Source organism: Hymenobacter montanus (genome assembly GCF_014699115.1).
GTDB lineage: Bacteria > Bacteroidota > Bacteroidia > Cytophagales > Hymenobacteraceae > Hymenobacter > Hymenobacter montanus.
On the sequence record NZ_JACXAD010000005.1, the window covers coordinates 1 to 14,706 of the forward strand.

General features: G+C 59.3%; 13 protein-coding genes. 9 read left to right on the top strand and 4 right to left on the bottom strand.

Annotation, left to right across the window (positions count from 1 at the left end; genetic code table 11):
* Positions 1 to 273: 273 nt before the first annotated feature.
* The 3 genes from IC235_RS05435 to IC235_RS05445 form a co-directional block, all read right to left on the bottom strand.
* Entirely contained in the window at positions 274 to 1,902 is a 1,629-nt protein-coding gene (locus IC235_RS05435) for an acyl-CoA carboxylase subunit beta (RefSeq protein WP_191004153.1), read from the bottom strand.
* A gap of 176 nt (positions 1,903 to 2,078) precedes the next feature.
* Positions 2,079 to 3,086, bottom strand: coding sequence for an MlaD family protein (locus IC235_RS05440; RefSeq protein WP_191004154.1), 1,008 nt, complete (start codon positions 3,084 to 3,086; stop codon positions 2,079 to 2,081).
* Between the two features lie 138 nt (positions 3,087 to 3,224).
* Positions 3,225 to 4,058: an N-acetylmuramoyl-L-alanine amidase family protein gene (locus IC235_RS05445; protein WP_317173533.1), complete on the bottom strand. Its 834-nt coding sequence runs from the start codon at positions 4,056 to 4,058 to the stop codon at positions 3,225 to 3,227.
* Between the two features lie 131 nt (positions 4,059 to 4,189).
* Here IC235_RS05445 and IC235_RS05450 point away from each other — a divergent pair, with 131 nt between their 5' ends.
* Positions 4,190 to 7,297, top strand: coding sequence for a putative LPS assembly protein LptD (locus IC235_RS05450; protein WP_191004155.1), 3,108 nt, complete (start codon positions 4,190 to 4,192; stop codon positions 7,295 to 7,297).
* A gap of 283 nt (positions 7,298 to 7,580) precedes the next feature.
* Complete coding sequence (panB, locus tag IC235_RS05455; RefSeq protein WP_191004156.1) at positions 7,581 to 8,396, top strand: 3-methyl-2-oxobutanoate hydroxymethyltransferase; 816 nt, start codon at positions 7,581 to 7,583, stop codon at positions 8,394 to 8,396.
* Positions 8,397 to 8,482: 86 nt separating this feature from the next.
* Here panB and IC235_RS05460 read toward each other — a convergent pair whose 3' ends face one another.
* On the bottom strand, positions 8,483 to 8,938 hold the full coding sequence (locus tag IC235_RS05460; RefSeq protein WP_191004157.1) for a hypothetical protein: 456 nt from the start codon (positions 8,936 to 8,938) through the stop codon (positions 8,483 to 8,485).
* Between the two features lie 386 nt (positions 8,939 to 9,324).
* Between IC235_RS05460 and IC235_RS05465 the strand changes: the two genes are divergently transcribed.
* From IC235_RS05465 to rplS, 7 genes are all read left to right on the top strand, one after another.
* Positions 9,325 to 10,035, top strand: a complete 711-nt coding sequence (locus IC235_RS05465; protein WP_191004158.1) for an RluA family pseudouridine synthase — start codon at positions 9,325 to 9,327, stop codon at positions 10,033 to 10,035.
* 406 nt (positions 10,036 to 10,441) lie between these two features.
* A complete protein-coding gene (locus IC235_RS05470; protein WP_191004159.1) occupies positions 10,442 to 11,056 on the top strand; it encodes a hypothetical protein in 615 nt (204 codons plus the stop codon).
* A gap of 174 nt (positions 11,057 to 11,230) precedes the next feature.
* Positions 11,231 to 11,986 (top strand): acyl-CoA desaturase, encoded by a 756-nt coding sequence (locus IC235_RS05475; RefSeq protein WP_191004160.1) that lies wholly within the window; start codon positions 11,231 to 11,233, stop codon positions 11,984 to 11,986.
* A 160-nt stretch (positions 11,987 to 12,146) separates the two neighbouring features.
* Complete coding sequence (locus IC235_RS05480; RefSeq protein WP_191004161.1) at positions 12,147 to 12,683, top strand: 30S ribosomal protein S16; 537 nt, start codon at positions 12,147 to 12,149, stop codon at positions 12,681 to 12,683.
* A gap of 91 nt (positions 12,684 to 12,774) precedes the next feature.
* Positions 12,775 to 13,338 carry a ribosome maturation factor RimM gene (gene rimM, locus IC235_RS05485; protein ID WP_191004162.1) on the top strand — a complete coding sequence of 188 codons (564 nt, stop codon included), beginning with the start codon at positions 12,775 to 12,777 and terminating at the stop codon, positions 13,336 to 13,338.
* A gap of 85 nt (positions 13,339 to 13,423) precedes the next feature.
* The gene (gene trmD, locus IC235_RS05490; RefSeq protein WP_191004163.1) at positions 13,424 to 14,098 is read left to right on the top strand and encodes a tRNA (guanosine(37)-N1)-methyltransferase TrmD; all 675 of its coding nucleotides are present in this window, start codon (positions 13,424 to 13,426) and stop codon (positions 14,096 to 14,098) included.
* A gap of 167 nt (positions 14,099 to 14,265) precedes the next feature.
* Entirely contained in the window at positions 14,266 to 14,646 is a 381-nt protein-coding gene (gene rplS, locus IC235_RS05495) for a 50S ribosomal protein L19 (protein WP_191004164.1), read from the top strand.
* The last annotated feature ends 60 nt before the right edge of the window (positions 14,647 to 14,706 follow it).

A 14,706-nucleotide genomic window follows, 5' to 3' on the forward strand; every position in this document is an offset into this window, starting at 1 on the left:
AACGCCGCCCATGCCCGGTCACTGATTTCATCCAGATTGCTCACGAACCCAAAGATAATTGTCCGTACAGCCTAGCAGAAGCAAAAACTGCCGGTTGGTCTTTTCCTCTTTCCGTGTAAAATACGACCCACTGCTGCCCGTCATTCACCAGGCAAAACCCGTCGAAACCACGGGTATTGATAGAATAGTTTGCCGGGTTATATCCTTCTGTCTCAAGGTACTGGGCCAGCTCGGCGGTAGTCATAATCTTGTTTTGAGATGATGCACAAGCTTTTACACCTGAATGACCCCCACGTTATACGCCTTTTCAATTGGCGCGTGGTTGGCCGCCGCGATTCCTTCGGAAATGACCTTACGAGTTTCCAACGGGTCAATCACGGCATCGACCCACAGCCGGGCGGCCGCGTAGTAGGGCGATAGCTGCTCCTCGTAGCGGGCCTTGATGCGGTCGAGCAACTCCTTTTCGGCTTCGGGGGTGATGACTTCGCCCTTGGCTTTGAGGGAAGCTACCTGAATTTGCAATAGGGTGTTGGCCGCCGCGGCGCCGCTCATCACGGCCAGTTGGGCGGTGGGCCAGGCCACGATCAGGCGCGGGTCGTAGGCTTTGCCGCACATGGCGTAGTTGCCCGCCCCATAGCTATTGCCTACCACGACGGTGAACTTGGGCACCACCGAGTTGCTCATGGCATTCACCATCTTGGCGCCGTCCTTGATGATGCCGCCCTGCTCGGAGACGGAGCCGACCATAAAGCCGGACACGTCGTGCAGGAACACCAGGGGAATGCGCTTCTGGTTGCAGTTCATGATGAAGCGGGCGGCCTTGTCGGCCGAGTCGGAGTAGATGACGCCGCCCATTTGCATGCCGGTTTTCTTGCTCTTCACAATCTTGCGCTGGTTGGCCACGATGCCCACGGCCCAGCCATCGATCCGGGCCAGGCCGCAGATGAGCGTCTGGCCATACAGGTCCTTGTAAGGCTCAAATTCTGAATTATCAACCAGCCGGTTAATAATTTGCATCATGTCGTAGGGCTTGGCGCGGTCCGCGGGCAGCAGGCCGTAGATTTCCTGCTCGTCGAGCTGGGGTCTGGCCGGGGTGGCGCGACTAAAGCCGGCCGTCGCCTGACCACCCATCTTGTCGAAGATGTTGCGGATGTGGTCCAGGCATTCCTCGTCGGTTTCGAACTTGTAGTCGGTTACGCCCGAGATTTCCGAGTGCATGCTGGCGCCACCGAGGGCCTCGTTGTCGATGGTTTCGCCGATGGCGGACTTCACCAGGTAGGAGCCCGCCAGGAACACCGAGCCGGTACCGTTCACAATCATGGCTTCGTCGCTCATGATGGGCAGATAAGCCCCCCCGGCCACGCAGGGGCCCATGATGGCCGAGATCTGCACGATGCCCTGGCTGCTCATCACCGCGTTGTTGCGGAAGATGCGGCCGAAATGCTCCTTGTCGGGAAAAATCTCGTCCTGCATGGGCAGGTACACGCCGGCCGAGTCGACGAGGTAGATAATCGGGAGCTTGTTTTCGAGGCTGATTTCCTGCGCCCGCAGGTTCTTCTTGGCGGTGATGGGAAACCAGGCGCCCGCCTTCACCGTGGCGTCGTTGGCCACCACCACGCATTGCCGCCCTTGCACGTAGCCGATTACGACTACCACGCCGCCACCGGGGCAGCCGCCCTCCTCCTGGTACATTCCTTCGCCGGCAAAAGCGCCGATTTCGACCGTGGGCGCGCTTTTATCCAGCAGGTAGGCAATCCGCTCGCGGGCCGTGAGCTTGCCCTTGGCCTTGTGGGCGGCGATGCGCTTTTCGCCCCCACCGAGGGCTACTTTCTGAAGCTTCTGGCGAAGCGTGAAACTGAGCTGCTTGAGTTGATCTTCGTTGCGGTTGAACTCGACGTTCATAAATAAGGAGCGGGTGGGATTGGGAGAGAATGAGCGCAAAAAAATCCGCCCGAAGGCGGATTCCAAAGGTACGAGCGGCACGCAGCCTTTGCCGCGTCCTCGTCAGTACGTTTTGCTATTCCATTTTTTGGCGGGCCGCTTTCGGGCAACGCGGAGCCGTAAAGGCGGCCTCCCACTTACTTAACTACCGACGCCGCGTCCACCTTTTTTACTTCCGTAACCGTGCTGCCGTCAGTTTTTTTGGTGGTTTCCGTCTTGGTCTTATCCTTGCCGCCGCCAAATACCGAGAAGTGTACGTAACGCTTGGGGTTGGCTTTGAAATCGATCAGCAGGCTGTTGGAGCTGGCCGTGGTAGCGGCCAGGTTCTTGTAGAGCGTCGAGTCGTGCAGCAGCTTGCCCATGGTGCCGGTATTGTCGTTCATGGCTTTGTTGAGGGTGGCCACGGTGGATTGGGCTTCGGCCATAGTGGCGTTGAGGCGGCGCATGGCCGGAGCCACGGGGGCCCCCTTAAGCGAGTCGGACAGCTGCGCGAAGTTTACGGCAATCCGGTCGAGCTTACTCGTGGTCTTGTTGAGGGCGGCGCTCATCTGGGCCAGGTTGCGGGTAATCTGGTTGATGTTGGCCTGGTTGGCGACGATGAGCTGCTGCAGCGCTTCGGTGCTGCCCCGGGCCCCGCGCAGGGTTTGCTGAATGTTGGTTTGAGCGTCCTTGTTCAGAAAGCCATTTACGCGGGTCAGCGTCGAGTCGATGGTCGTCAGCACCGGCAGGGCGCGGGCCTGAAACGCATCGGCAATGCCCGTAGACGCGGTGGCGCGCAGCTCCTCCCCGCCGGTGAACTGCTTGGAATCGCGCCCCAGCGTGAGGGTGATGGCCTTCGAGCCCAGCAGCGAGCCGCCCAGGCTGGCCGTAGTCGAGTCACCCACCACAATATCTTTGCTTAACTCCAGGGCCACGCGCACCATATTGCCTTTGGTGGGCTGAAGTTCCAGGCTCTTCACCTGGCCTACTTTGATGCCGTTGAGGATAACCAAAGCGCCCACGTTCAGGCCGTCGACGCGGGGGTACGTAGCATAGTACGTACGGTCGGAGGAAAGCAAATTGCTGCCCCGCAAAAAATTATAGCCGAAGACCAAGGCTACAATGCATACGATAGTGAGCAGCGCCACTTTTATTTCTTTAGTCACGGGCTGGAAGATTAAGGGTGAATTTTAGTTGCTAAATTCTATATGTCAAACAGTTGGAAGCGGAATGCACCAGATTAGTAAACACAACGACCGCGGGTACTTAACATTCAGTGTTCATTGATGTACGCGATATTTAAGCTAATTGCCTTCCAATTCGCGCTTGTATTCATGGAAGGCGCGGTAGATTCCTGCCGCCATATACGACTGGTTGGCTTTGTCGTTGAGGTAACGCTCTTCGGCGGGGTTGGTCAGGAAGCCGGACTCGATGAGTACCGAGGGCATGGTTGACTTCCACAGCACGATGAAACCGGCCTGCTTTACGCCGCGGCTGGGCCGTTTTACACTGGTGCGCAGCTGCCGGTCGATGCGCTGGGCAAAGCGCAGGCTGTTCGTGATGTAGGCCGACTGAAACAGCGAAAACAGGATGTGGCTTTGGGGTGAGCGTGGGTCAAAGCCGTCGTAGCGGGATTGGTAGTTTTTCTCCTGCAAGATAACGGAGTTCTCGCGCTGGGCCACGTCCAGGTTGGCAGTGGTTTTGTGCAAGCCCATGGTCCAGACCTCGGTGCCGTGGCTCTGCCGGGGGCCGGCGTTGCAATGCACGGAGATGAACAGGTCGGCGTGGTTGCGGTTGGCAATGGCGGCGCGCTCGCCCAACTCCACGAAAACATTGGTCTTACGCGTGTAGATGACTTTTACGTCGGGCATGTTTTGCTCGATCTCGCGGCCCAGGGCCAGGACGATGCCGAGTGCTACGTCGGCTTCCCGGGCCGAGGCCCCGGCGCAGCCCCGATCTTTGCCACCGTGGCCGGCGTCGAGCACCACCTTACGCAGGCGGTACCGGCCACTGGATGAGCCATTGTCTCCCAGCCCATAGTCAGCAGTCTTCCGGGTAAAGCTATCCGTGGCCGCGTGATGAGGGACGCTGCCCCCACGATTAGAGTCGGCCGCTGGTGACTGGCTGGCTGTCAGCAAGCAACTAGCAGCAAGCAAGCAACAACCAGTAGTTAATGAGACAATAATCCGCACGATAGTCGTTGAAGGGCGATAGCAACTGCTACCTTTGTAGAATCCCCAAAAGTACACGAATTAAACGCTACGATACTTTGTCTGTTTGGTTTGGCCTTTATTCTGAAGCCCGGTTCCACCCCTGGTACCGCTCCGGCTGGCTGGGAATTTTCTTTCTGTCGCTTTTCATCTTAGCTGGTTCAGCCTGGGGGCAGGGCGTGACGCCTGCCCAGCCAAAACCCCAAACTAAGAAAACGACTCGTGCCGCTAAGGTTCAAGCCCGTAAAGCCCGGGTCCGCGCCATCCTGGCGGCCCCGACGGCTCCCGATACGGCCACTGGCGCCGCGCCCCGCCGGCCCGTGCCCACCGCCCGGCCCGGCCAGCGGCCCGGCAGCGCCCCTACCCCGCCGGTACGCAACATCTCGCCCGACCCGCGCGACCCCCAGGGGCCTCCGCCCCCCGGTGCGCGCAACGCCGGCCAGGCGCGCGTGCCCGGGGCCTCGCAAAAACCCGTGCCCGACACGCTGGCCCCCGGCGGCATCACCCGCGGCCCCGGCGACTCCCTGCAGCTTTCCGTCAAGCGCAAGGGCCAGGTAGAAACCACCATAAAGTACGCAGCCAAGGACTCCATTCAGTTCGACGTTACCCAGAAAGTGGCCCGGCTCTACAATAAAGCCAGCGTGGAATATGGCGACACCGACCTGAAAGCCGCCCTCATTACGGTTAACTACGGCAACAACACCATGCTGGCCGATGGCAAGCTCGACACCCTTAAGCACAAGCTGGAGGGCCGGCCCGTGCTCAAGGACAAGGGCGGCTTGTATACGGCCAGCAGCATCGCCTACAACTTCAAAACCAAAAAAGCCCGCGTGAGCGAGGCGGTTACCACCCAGGGCGAAGGCTTCGTGAGCGCCGCCGTCATCAAGCGCCTGCCCGACGGGGATATCAACGGCCTGCAGGGCCGCTACACCACTTGCAACCTGGAGCACCCGCACTTTTACATTCAGGCCAAGCGAATGAAGGTGATTCCGGGCGATAAGGTAATAACCGGCCCCTTCAATCTGGTGATTGGCGACATACCCACGCCCTTGGGCTTCTTGTTTGGCTTCTTCCCCATGCCCAGCCGTAGCCGGGGCTCGGGCATCATCATTCCTACTTTTGGGCAGGCGGCCGACCGCGGCTATTTCCTCACCAACGGCGGCTACTACTTCGCGCCGAACGACTACATCGGCGTGCGCCTTACCGGCGACATTTACGCGGGCAACGCCCAGAGCTTTGGGGGCTGGGGCGCCACGGCCGACGTCTCGTACCTGAAACGCTACACCTTCCAGGGCAACTTCAACTTCCGGTTCTCGACCCGGCCCAGCAACCAGATTCTGGTCAACGACGCGGTCAGTACCGGTCAGGTGTACATCAAGCCCCCCGCGGCCAACGCGTTCTGGATTACCTGGAACCATACGCCCGTGCCCAAGCCCGGGGGCGGGCGCTTCTCGGCCAGTGTGAACGCCGGTACCAGCAGCTTCAACCGCGTTAACAGCATCGATGCCCGACGCTTCCTATCCACGCAGTTCAACTCCAGCATCAGCTACTCCAAGCAGATTCGCAACTCGCCCGTCAACTACGACATTCGCCTCAGCCAAGCACAGGGCACCGATGGGACGATGACGTTCACCCTGCCCGACTTCAGCCTGGGCGTGGCCCGGCAGTACCCGTACCAGTGGTTCGGCATCAAGCCCGGCGCGGGCGGCAAGCTGGGCAAGGTGTACGAACAGTTTACCCTAAGCTACAACCTGACGGCACGCAACGAGGTCAGCAATACTATTGCTCCGCGTACGCTCAGCAACGGGCTGCCGCTGCTGGGGGGCACCACGGCCGAGAATAGGATTCCGTTCAGCTTTAGCAACATCGGCAAACTGCTCCGCAACGGCCGCAACGGCATGCAGCACACCCTCAACATTGGCTTGGGCTCTTACTCCGTTAACCACTTCCAGATCGCCCCGACTGTCAGCTACGGCGAGGTGTGGTATGCCCAGCGCCTCAATTACAGTTTCAGCCCGGTGGCGCAGGCCATCCGAATCGACACCACCTACGGCCTTTACCGTATCAATAATTACTCGGCCGCCCTTAGCTTAAACACGACGTTTTATGGGACCGTTGTCCGCAAAGGCACCCGTAAAATTCAAGCCATTCGGCATAAAGTCACGCCAAACCTGACCTACTCCTACTCGCCGGATTTCACCACCCGAAAAAGCGTGTATCCGCAGCCCGATTTATACGGTTTGCGCAACCAGTTTAACGAGCTGATTCCCCCCAGCCAGCTACAGCCCGTCAATGGCCGTAATCCTTATCCTTTCAACAGCTTCAACAATTTTATCTACGGAGCCCCGGGGGGAGCCAAGCAGAGCCAGGTTTCGTTTACCCTGCAAAACTCGGTAGAGATGAAGGTGCGCGACCCCAACGACACCACTGGCCTCAACCCTTTCCGCAAGGCTAGTTTGATTGACGGCCTTGATTTCAACATCAGCTACAATTTCGCGGCCGACTCCCTGCGCTTGTCGCCCTTGGGGGTCAATTTCCGTACCCAGGTGGCTCGCAAGCTGAACTTGAACAGCAATGCCTCTTTCGAGCCCTACCAGCGCGACAGCCAGGGCCGGGCTGTCAACAAGTATTTGTTTGAGGCCAGCCCACGCCGGCTCCTGCGCCTGGCCTCCGCCAGCCTCCAGGCTACTTATGCCTTCAACCCCACTACCGGCAAAAAGAAGAGCGTGGTGCGCCGGCCCGTGGCCCTGCCCAACGACCCTAGCCTAGGCACCGTGGGGCCGACCAATTACTACGCCGATTATGTCGACTTCGATATTCCTTGGGAGCTTAACCTGTCCTACGCGGCGGGCTACACCACCAACCCCGTACCATTGAAGAAAGGCGAAATGCGCCCGCCCATCCTGGCTCTGAATACGGTGCGAGCCGACGGATCGGTAAAACTTACTGAGAACCTCCGCTTCACCTATAATTTTGGCTACGACATCACCCAAAAGACCATTACCTACCCCGTTCTCTCCTTCTTCCGCGACCTGCACTGCTGGCAAATCAACGGCACCTGGATTCCCTTTGGCGTTACTAGGGGCTACCTCTTCACCATTTCCGCCAAGAGCAGCCTGCTGCAGGACCTGAAGCTGACTCGCAACCGCTACGCGCAGTATCAATAGGCGGCGCGGCCAACGCAGGGGGTGTAACACTGGTAGCGGCGCTCACCAAATTGCAGGCCCCACCCGAGGGTAGCAGCCAGCCGGACCACGGCGGTTCTATCGACACCACTCACTTGGATCTAAGCCCGGCGGGTTACCCGGGTAGCCCTGGTTCCGCAGGGTGGGCGGCAGTTGCGCTGCTTGTATGGTGGGCCCTAACGAAATTGTTGGCAGCTTTGTCCCACGAAAGCGTCGCCTACCCGCGCCGGCTTTCCTCACCTGCCATTCTCTCAGTCCGCTCCCCATGTCTCAGCACAAGGAAATCAAGCTTATTACTACCCACCAAATGCTGGCCATGAAGCAGCGCGGAGAACGAATCTCCATGCTCACGGCCTACGATTACTCCATGGCCCAAATCCTGGATGGGGCCGGCATCGACGTGCTGCTGGTGGGCGACTCGGCCTCCAACGTGATGGCCGGCCACGAAACCACCCTGCCCATCACCCTCGACCAGTTGATCTACCACGCCCAGGGGGTGGTGCGCGCCGTGAAGCGGGCCTTCGTAGTAGTCGACATGCCCTTTGGCTCCTACCAGGGCAATTCGTCGGAGGCGCTGCGGTCAGCCATCCGCATCATGAAGGAGAGCGGGGGCCACGGCGTGAAAGTAGAAGGTGGCGCCGAAGTCAAAGACAGCATCATCCGCATTCTCACGGCCGGCATTCCCGTGATGGGCCACCTGGGCCTCACCCCGCAAAGCATTTACAAGTTCGGCACCTACAGCGTGCGCGCCAAAGAGGAAGCCGAGGCGCAGAAACTCCTCGAAGACGCCCGTCTGCTCCAGGAAATCGGCTGCTTCGGCATTGTGCTCGAGAAAATTCCTGCCGCCCTCGCCAAGCAGGTAGCCGAGGAGCTTACCATTCCGGTCATTGGCATTGGGGCCGGGCCCGACGTCGACGGCCAGGTCTTGGTCGTGCACGACTTGCTGGGCATCACCAAAGAGTTCAAGCCCCGCTTCCTGCGTCGTTACGCCGAGTTGCACGACGTCATGACCGACGCCGTGCAGCGCTACGTAGCCGACGTCAAAAGCCGCGAGTTCCCCAGCAAGGAGGAAGGTTACTAGCGGCGTAGTGCCCGCGGGTGAAGATGCTTTTTCACCTTTTTGTCAACTCTGCACGAACCCTGGCTCACCCTGAAACGCTGCCGCTATCACCTCACTCGTGCCGAGTCCAGCCAGAACGTGTCGCGCACGAGCTTAGGTGCCCGCTGTTTTGGGAAACCCGCGGATTGATCAAGCTCATAGCTCTGGATTAGCAATTGCCGCCCTTGCTCCAGGTGCAGCCACATCTCTGGGGAGTGATGTTCTGGCACCCCATAAACATGCAGCGAGTCGCCGCTGGTGTAGCCCGTGTAGGCATCTATGCTATAGAGAGTGTCGCAAGGCACTTCATTGATGTTGTAACGACCGAGCGTATCATGGCCAATTCTCATCTCGTCGAGGCACCGCAGCGAGGTGTTACGCTGGTACCAGGTTCCGCTGAAGCGGCCCTCCGAATACTTGGTTGCCGCTGGCGCCGCGGTCATCTCCTCTTTAGTGGGAGTAGATCGTGTACTACAGCCCGCGCCAGCCAATAGAGCAAGTCCTAAGATGAGAAGCTTTTGCATGCGCTGAAACTACGCATTTATCTGGGTTAGCGTGGTTGAATGACCGGCTGAAGCCGATCCCATTAGCCAAAGTTCTCCCAGCCAGGAGCCCCGGAACCGTCGCTTTACCCCGCGCGGGCGCAGCGGCGACGACCGCCCCGCAACGGACGGCTGCACTCGCGCGCAATATTGGGCTGGTACAATCCGGCTCTCAACGCTCGCGAAGCCCCGGGCACTACACGACTTACTTAAGCCGTTTCGGCCACGCTCCCGCGCAGGTTCGTATCTTCGCCGCCATAAGAGCAAGAGCGGAACGCCCGGCAAGTGTGGTCTGATGACGTGCGGTAGCCCCTGACGGGCCCGGGCTCCCTCCTGCTGATCGCCAACATCCCGCCCGCACCCGCCGCGTGAATCGTCCCAATATCTGGTCCGAAGGCAGAGAAATTCTGTTTGAAGACAACCACCTCCTCGTCATTAACAAGCCGGCTGGCCTCCTCGTGCAGGGTGATGCCACCGGCGACGAGCCTCTCTCCAAAAAAGCCGCCGAGTACCTGCGCTTCAAGTACAAGAAGCCCGGCGAAGCCTTTATCGGCGTGGCCCACCGCATCGACCGGCCGGTGAGCGGCGTGGTGGTGCTAGCTAAAACCAGCAAGGCCCTCAGCCGCCTCAACGAGATGTTCCGCGACTCACTGGTGAATAAAACGTACTGGGCCCTCGTCGGCAAAGCGCCCGTGCCCGAGCACGGCACCCTGGTGCATTGGCTGGTGAAAGATGCCGTTCGCAACGTGACCAAGGCCTACCCGGAAAAGCACGCCCAGGGCCTACGCTCCGAGCTGCATTACGAGCTGCTGGGCCCGGCCGGCAACCGCTACCTGCTCCAGGTAAACCCGATCACGGGCCGCCCGCACCAAATTCGGACTCAGCTGGCCACCGGCTTGGGCACTCCCATCGTGGGCGATGTCAAGTACGGATTCCTGGCTCCCCTACCCGACGTGAGCATTGCCCTGCACGCCCGCCAGCTGCAATTGCAGCACCCGGTTACCAAAGAGCTCATGACCTTCGTCGCGCCCCTGCCCGACGCCCCGCACTGGGACGCGGCCCGGGCCTTTTACCAGTGAAGCGCAGCCTTCGCGGCGCCCCTTCCCGAGAAGAATCCATTGCTTACTCTCAAGCGTTGGTGCCAGAAGCGGCTGACCGATATGGATACATCAATTCAGCAGCTCACAGGTTCTAAAGGTGCAGTTGATGCCAATCCCGAGCCGAAAAACGACATCGTAGTTGTGAAGATTCACGAGACGGGGAGCGACAGGGTGCTGCGCGGCTTCGGTCCCGACTCGATATTCGTTAAAACAAGCAGTGGGCGATGCCAACGCCTCAGCTACGAGCCATTGCTGAGCTCAGGGGCACCAAAGGCCCCATTCTCCAGGATGGGTTGAATAGAATCCAGCGCGAACCACCCTCGAAAAACATCCACTGGTCACCGAACAAAAAGAAAATATTGATCATCGATATGCAATAGGACCTATGCGCAAATTTGCCGATATCCAAGGTGAAATCGGGCTGCAGAAGTTTCTCGATAGTCCCCTGGGTACCCTCTATTTCGTCCCGGCTGCTCCAGGCGCTCCTAGAGTGATGGTTCGTCACTTTGACACCGACATCCCGACTACCCTGGTCAAGCCGTTTGCCGACCTTGTACAAGCCGCGCAACAGTGGATCGGGTATCATTCAGAGTTAGTTCGCTTAGTCAAGGTCGAGCAGCCCATTGAGGTGGGCCGCGACTTCGTGGCCAGACCTCACCACACGTACTACACGTCGATTCGCGCATATGTGGAATGGGAAGATCCGCCGGAGCCTCCCGATGAACTTGAACAGATGCGCAGCTCTCTCCGCGCTGTACTCGGTAAGTCAGTTGAACCGAGGGATATCATTATCGAGACTGTGCTGGCAAGGAGCCTCCTAGAGCCAACGGGCAAGACCTTTTTCGATGAGAGCGAAGGTCAGTTCATCGTTGTCGAGCCTAAGTTGACTCGCGAGGACGTGGCGCGCTGGGCTGCTCTGTCAACCCCTGCATCGTTGCCCAACCCGCGCCCGCACCCCGATACGCATACGATGCCACCACAAACCAACACCGCGCCCTGAATTTCCGGCCTGGGCTCGGGAGGGGCAATCAGGAATTGCCCGGTGTGCAACATTTTGGCCTTTCGACAGCGAAAATGCGCATCCGGTATACCCTAGCCGTAATTTTGTACCCCACTCACTGAACCTTACCAGCGGCTATTTGCTTGTGCGGACAGTCCAGCTTGCTTCCCCTTTATGACCATCCTCGTTTTCTTTGTTGCCCATTATTACTTATCCCTGTTCACGCAGACGTTTTACCTGCACCGCTATGCGGCGCACAAGATGTTTACGATGAATAAATTTTGGGAGAAGTTCTTCTTCCTGTTCACTTACCTCTGCCAGGGCTCCAGCTTCCTCTCGCCCCGGGCCTACGCGTTGTTGCACCGCATGCACCACGCCTATTCCGATACCGAACTGGACCCGCATTCGCCCCACTTCTCGAACAACGCATTCGATATGATGTGGAAGACTAAGGTGATTTACAACGACGTACTGAAGGACGTGCACGAAGGAGCGCGCCGCTTCGATGGGGACATTCCGGAGTGGAAGTGGCTGGATAATTTCGGCAGCACGGTGTACTCCCGCGTTGGCTGGGGCACGGCTTACGTGCTGTTCTACATCAACTTCGCTACCGCGTGGTGGCAGTATCTGCTGCTGCCCATTCACTTCCTGATGGGCCCCATCCACGGGGCCATTGTGAACTGGGGGGGCCACAAATACGGTTACCAGAACTTCGACAACAACGATAAGTCGAGGAACACCCTGGCCCTGGATTTCCTGGCTTTCGGCGAGTTATTCCAGAACAACCACCACAAGCTGCCCATGCGCGTCAACTTCGGCGTGAAGTGGTGGGAGCTGGATCCTACCTACTCGGTGATCTGGACCCTCGACAAAGTAGGCGTCATCAAGCTCAAGCGGAAAGTAGCCAAGCGCGTGGCCGTACCCGCTTAAAGCCCGACGTTCCCGAGAATCGAAAAGCCCTAGCCTCATCGCCAGGGCTTTTTTTAGGTCCGTGCTAGCTAATCCCCTGAACAAACGCTACCTTTGCACTCCAAATTTTTGGATACCTCACCAGACGGACGAGTTCCGTCGCAGCAAACCCCACCGGTTTATGGCAGTTAAAATCCGCCTCGCCCGCCGTGGCCGCAAAAAGGCCGCGACTTACGACATCGTAGTAGCCGACGCCCGCGCTCCCCGCGACGGCCGTTTCATCGAGAAACTCGGCACCTACAACCCCAATACCAACCCCGCCACCATCAACTACGACGCCGACCGGGCGTTCTACTGGATGATGACCGGCGCCCAGCCCACCGACACCGTGCGGGCCATGCTTAGCTACCGCGGTGTGCTCTACCGTCGTCACCTCCAGTTAGGGGTCGACAAGGGTGCTATCACCCAAGAGGTTGCCGACGAGCGTTTCAATGCCTGGAAAGAGGAGAAAGATGCTAAAATCGAAGGCAAGCGCACTGGCCTGATCGATGCCAAGGCGGAAGCCCGCAAGGTTGCTTTCGCCGCCGAAACCAAGGTGAAAGAGGCTCGCGCGGAAGCGCAGCGGCAGAAAGCCGCTGCCCTGCTGGCCGCCAACGCGCCCGCTCCGGCGACCGAAGAAGCTACCGAGGCTCCCGCCGAAGCAGCCTCCGCGGAGTAGCCACTGGTTACTGAACCGCAAGGGTTTGGGGGTTGCGAGCCGAACCGGCTGGCAACCCCCAAACTTTTTTTCGTTATTCCCTCCCGTACCCATGCTCCTCGACGACGCCTTCCTACTTGGCTACATCATCAAAACCCACGGCCTGCGCGGGCACGTGGTGGCCCACTTCGACGTCGACGACGTTACGGCCTACCAAAAGCTCAAGCTGGTGCACCTGGCCCCGGCGGCCACGCCCACCAAGCTCGCAGAGCACCCCGTCGAAAAGGTGCAGCCCCAGGCCGGATCCAAGGTGCTGCTGAAGCTACGCGGCATCGACCGCATTGAGGATGCCGAGCCCCTGCGCGGCGCCCAGCTGTACCTGCCCCTGACTGAACTGCCGGAGCTGGCCGCCGACCAGTTCTACTTCCACGACGTTATCGGCTTCACCGTGGTCGATGAAAACCTCGGCGAGCTGGGTACGGTGGAGAACTTCTACGAGCTGCCCCAGCAAGACATGCTGGCCATGCGCTACCAGGGCCAGGAAGTGCTGATTCCGGTAGTAGGAGAGTTAGTAAGCCACGCCAATCAGGAGAAGCGGCAGCTTTACGTAAACCTACCCGATGGCCTGCTGGATGTATACCTCAAGCCCTCTTCCCGCGAGCGCGACGAAGCATAAGTAACGTGGACTCTGCGAGTCCGCGCGTGAACGACCCGCCGAACGAACCCATTCCGCGCGGACTCGCAGAGTCCGCGTTACAGCCATGCGTATTGATATTCTCACTTGCCTGCCTGAGTTGCTGGTCAGCCCTTTTGCTCATTCCATTGTGAAGCGGGCGCAGGACAAGGGGCTGGTGGCGATTCACGTGCACGACCTGCGCCGCCACGCCGTCAATAAGCACGGCCAGATTGATGATTACGTGTTTGGCGGGGGCGCCGGCATGGTGCTGCGCGTGGAACCCATTGCCGCCTGGATCGATGAGCTGCAGGCCCAGCGGCCCTACGACGCCATCATCTACCTCACGCCCGATGGCGAAACCCTGCGCCAGCCGCTGGCCAACCGGCTGTCGTTGCTTGGGAATATTATCCTGCTCTGTGGCCACTACAAAGGCATCGACGAGCGCATCCGTCAAACGTACATCACCCACGAAATCAGCGTGGGCGACTACGTGCTGAGCGGCGGGGAGCTTGGGGCCGCTATTCTCGTCGACGCCGTGGTGCGGCTGCTGCCCGGCGTGCTGGGCAATGAGGAGTCGGCCTTGTCGGATTCTTTTCAGGACGACCTGCTGGCTCCACCCGTGTACACCCGCCCGGCGGAGTGGCGCGGGCTGAGCGTGCCGGAAATTCTACTATCGGGCAACACCCCCAAAATTGAGGAGTGGCGCCACGACCAGGCCCTGGCCCGCACCCGGGCGCGCCGGCCCGACTTGCTATCGTGAAAAGCGGCTCGGGCCGGTTCCTGCTCCGAATTAGCAGCAAATCAGGTAGCCAGCTAGCTCTTGCGCCACAAACTACTTGCTATCCTCAACCGAAAGCGCTATCTTTGCGCTCCGTTTTGTAAAATAACAATCCCGACGGCGGCGCCGTCTTTCGCATTTCCCCAGCCATGAGCGTACTACTTGACTTTATCCAGGCCGAATCGCAGGAGCGCCGCGCCAGCTTCCCCCAGTTCGCCGCTGGCGACACCATCAACGTGCACGTAAAAATCCGCGAGGGCAATAAGGAGCGTATCCAGCAGTTCCAGGGCGTAGTGCTGCAGCGCCGCAACCCCAGCTCCAACGGCGAAACCTTCACGGTTCGGAAGATTTCCAACCAGATCGGCACCGAGCGCATTTTCCCCCTGCTTTCGCCCAACATCGACAAGATCGAGGTTGTGCGCCGCGGTAAAGTACGTCGGGCCCGCCTGTTCTACCTGCGTGGCCTGTCGGGTAAAGCTTCCCGCATCAAGGAGCGTCGCCTGAACCAAGTAGTTAAGGCTACCGCCTAAGCATTGCCGCAACTTGGTGGTTGCTCATTTTAAATTAAAAAAGCCGGCCCCACGCATGGG

What these genes read in the sequence shown, in the direction of transcription:
- IC235_RS05435 (WP_191004153.1), bottom strand. Translation starts at nt 1,902, where the DNA reads ATGAACGTCGAGTTCAACCGCAACGAAGATCAACTCAAGCAGCTCAGT.
- panB (WP_191004156.1), top strand. Translation starts at nt 7,581, where the DNA reads ATGTCTCAGCACAAGGAAATCAAGCTTATTACTACCCACCAAATGCTG.
- IC235_RS05460 (WP_191004157.1), bottom strand. Translation starts at nt 8,938, where the DNA reads ATGCAAAAGCTTCTCATCTTAGGACTTGCTCTATTGGCTGGCGCGGGC.
- IC235_RS05470 (WP_191004159.1), top strand. Translation starts at nt 10,442, where the DNA reads ATGCGCAAATTTGCCGATATCCAAGGTGAAATCGGGCTGCAGAAGTTT.
- IC235_RS05475 (WP_191004160.1), top strand. Translation starts at nt 11,231, where the DNA reads ATGACCATCCTCGTTTTCTTTGTTGCCCATTATTACTTATCCCTGTTC.
- IC235_RS05480 (WP_191004161.1), top strand. Translation starts at nt 12,147, where the DNA reads ATGGCAGTTAAAATCCGCCTCGCCCGCCGTGGCCGCAAAAAGGCCGCG.
- rimM (WP_191004162.1), top strand. Translation starts at nt 12,775, where the DNA reads ATGCTCCTCGACGACGCCTTCCTACTTGGCTACATCATCAAAACCCAC.
- trmD (WP_191004163.1), top strand. Translation starts at nt 13,424, where the DNA reads ATGCGTATTGATATTCTCACTTGCCTGCCTGAGTTGCTGGTCAGCCCT.
- rplS (WP_191004164.1), top strand. Translation starts at nt 14,266, where the DNA reads ATGAGCGTACTACTTGACTTTATCCAGGCCGAATCGCAGGAGCGCCGC.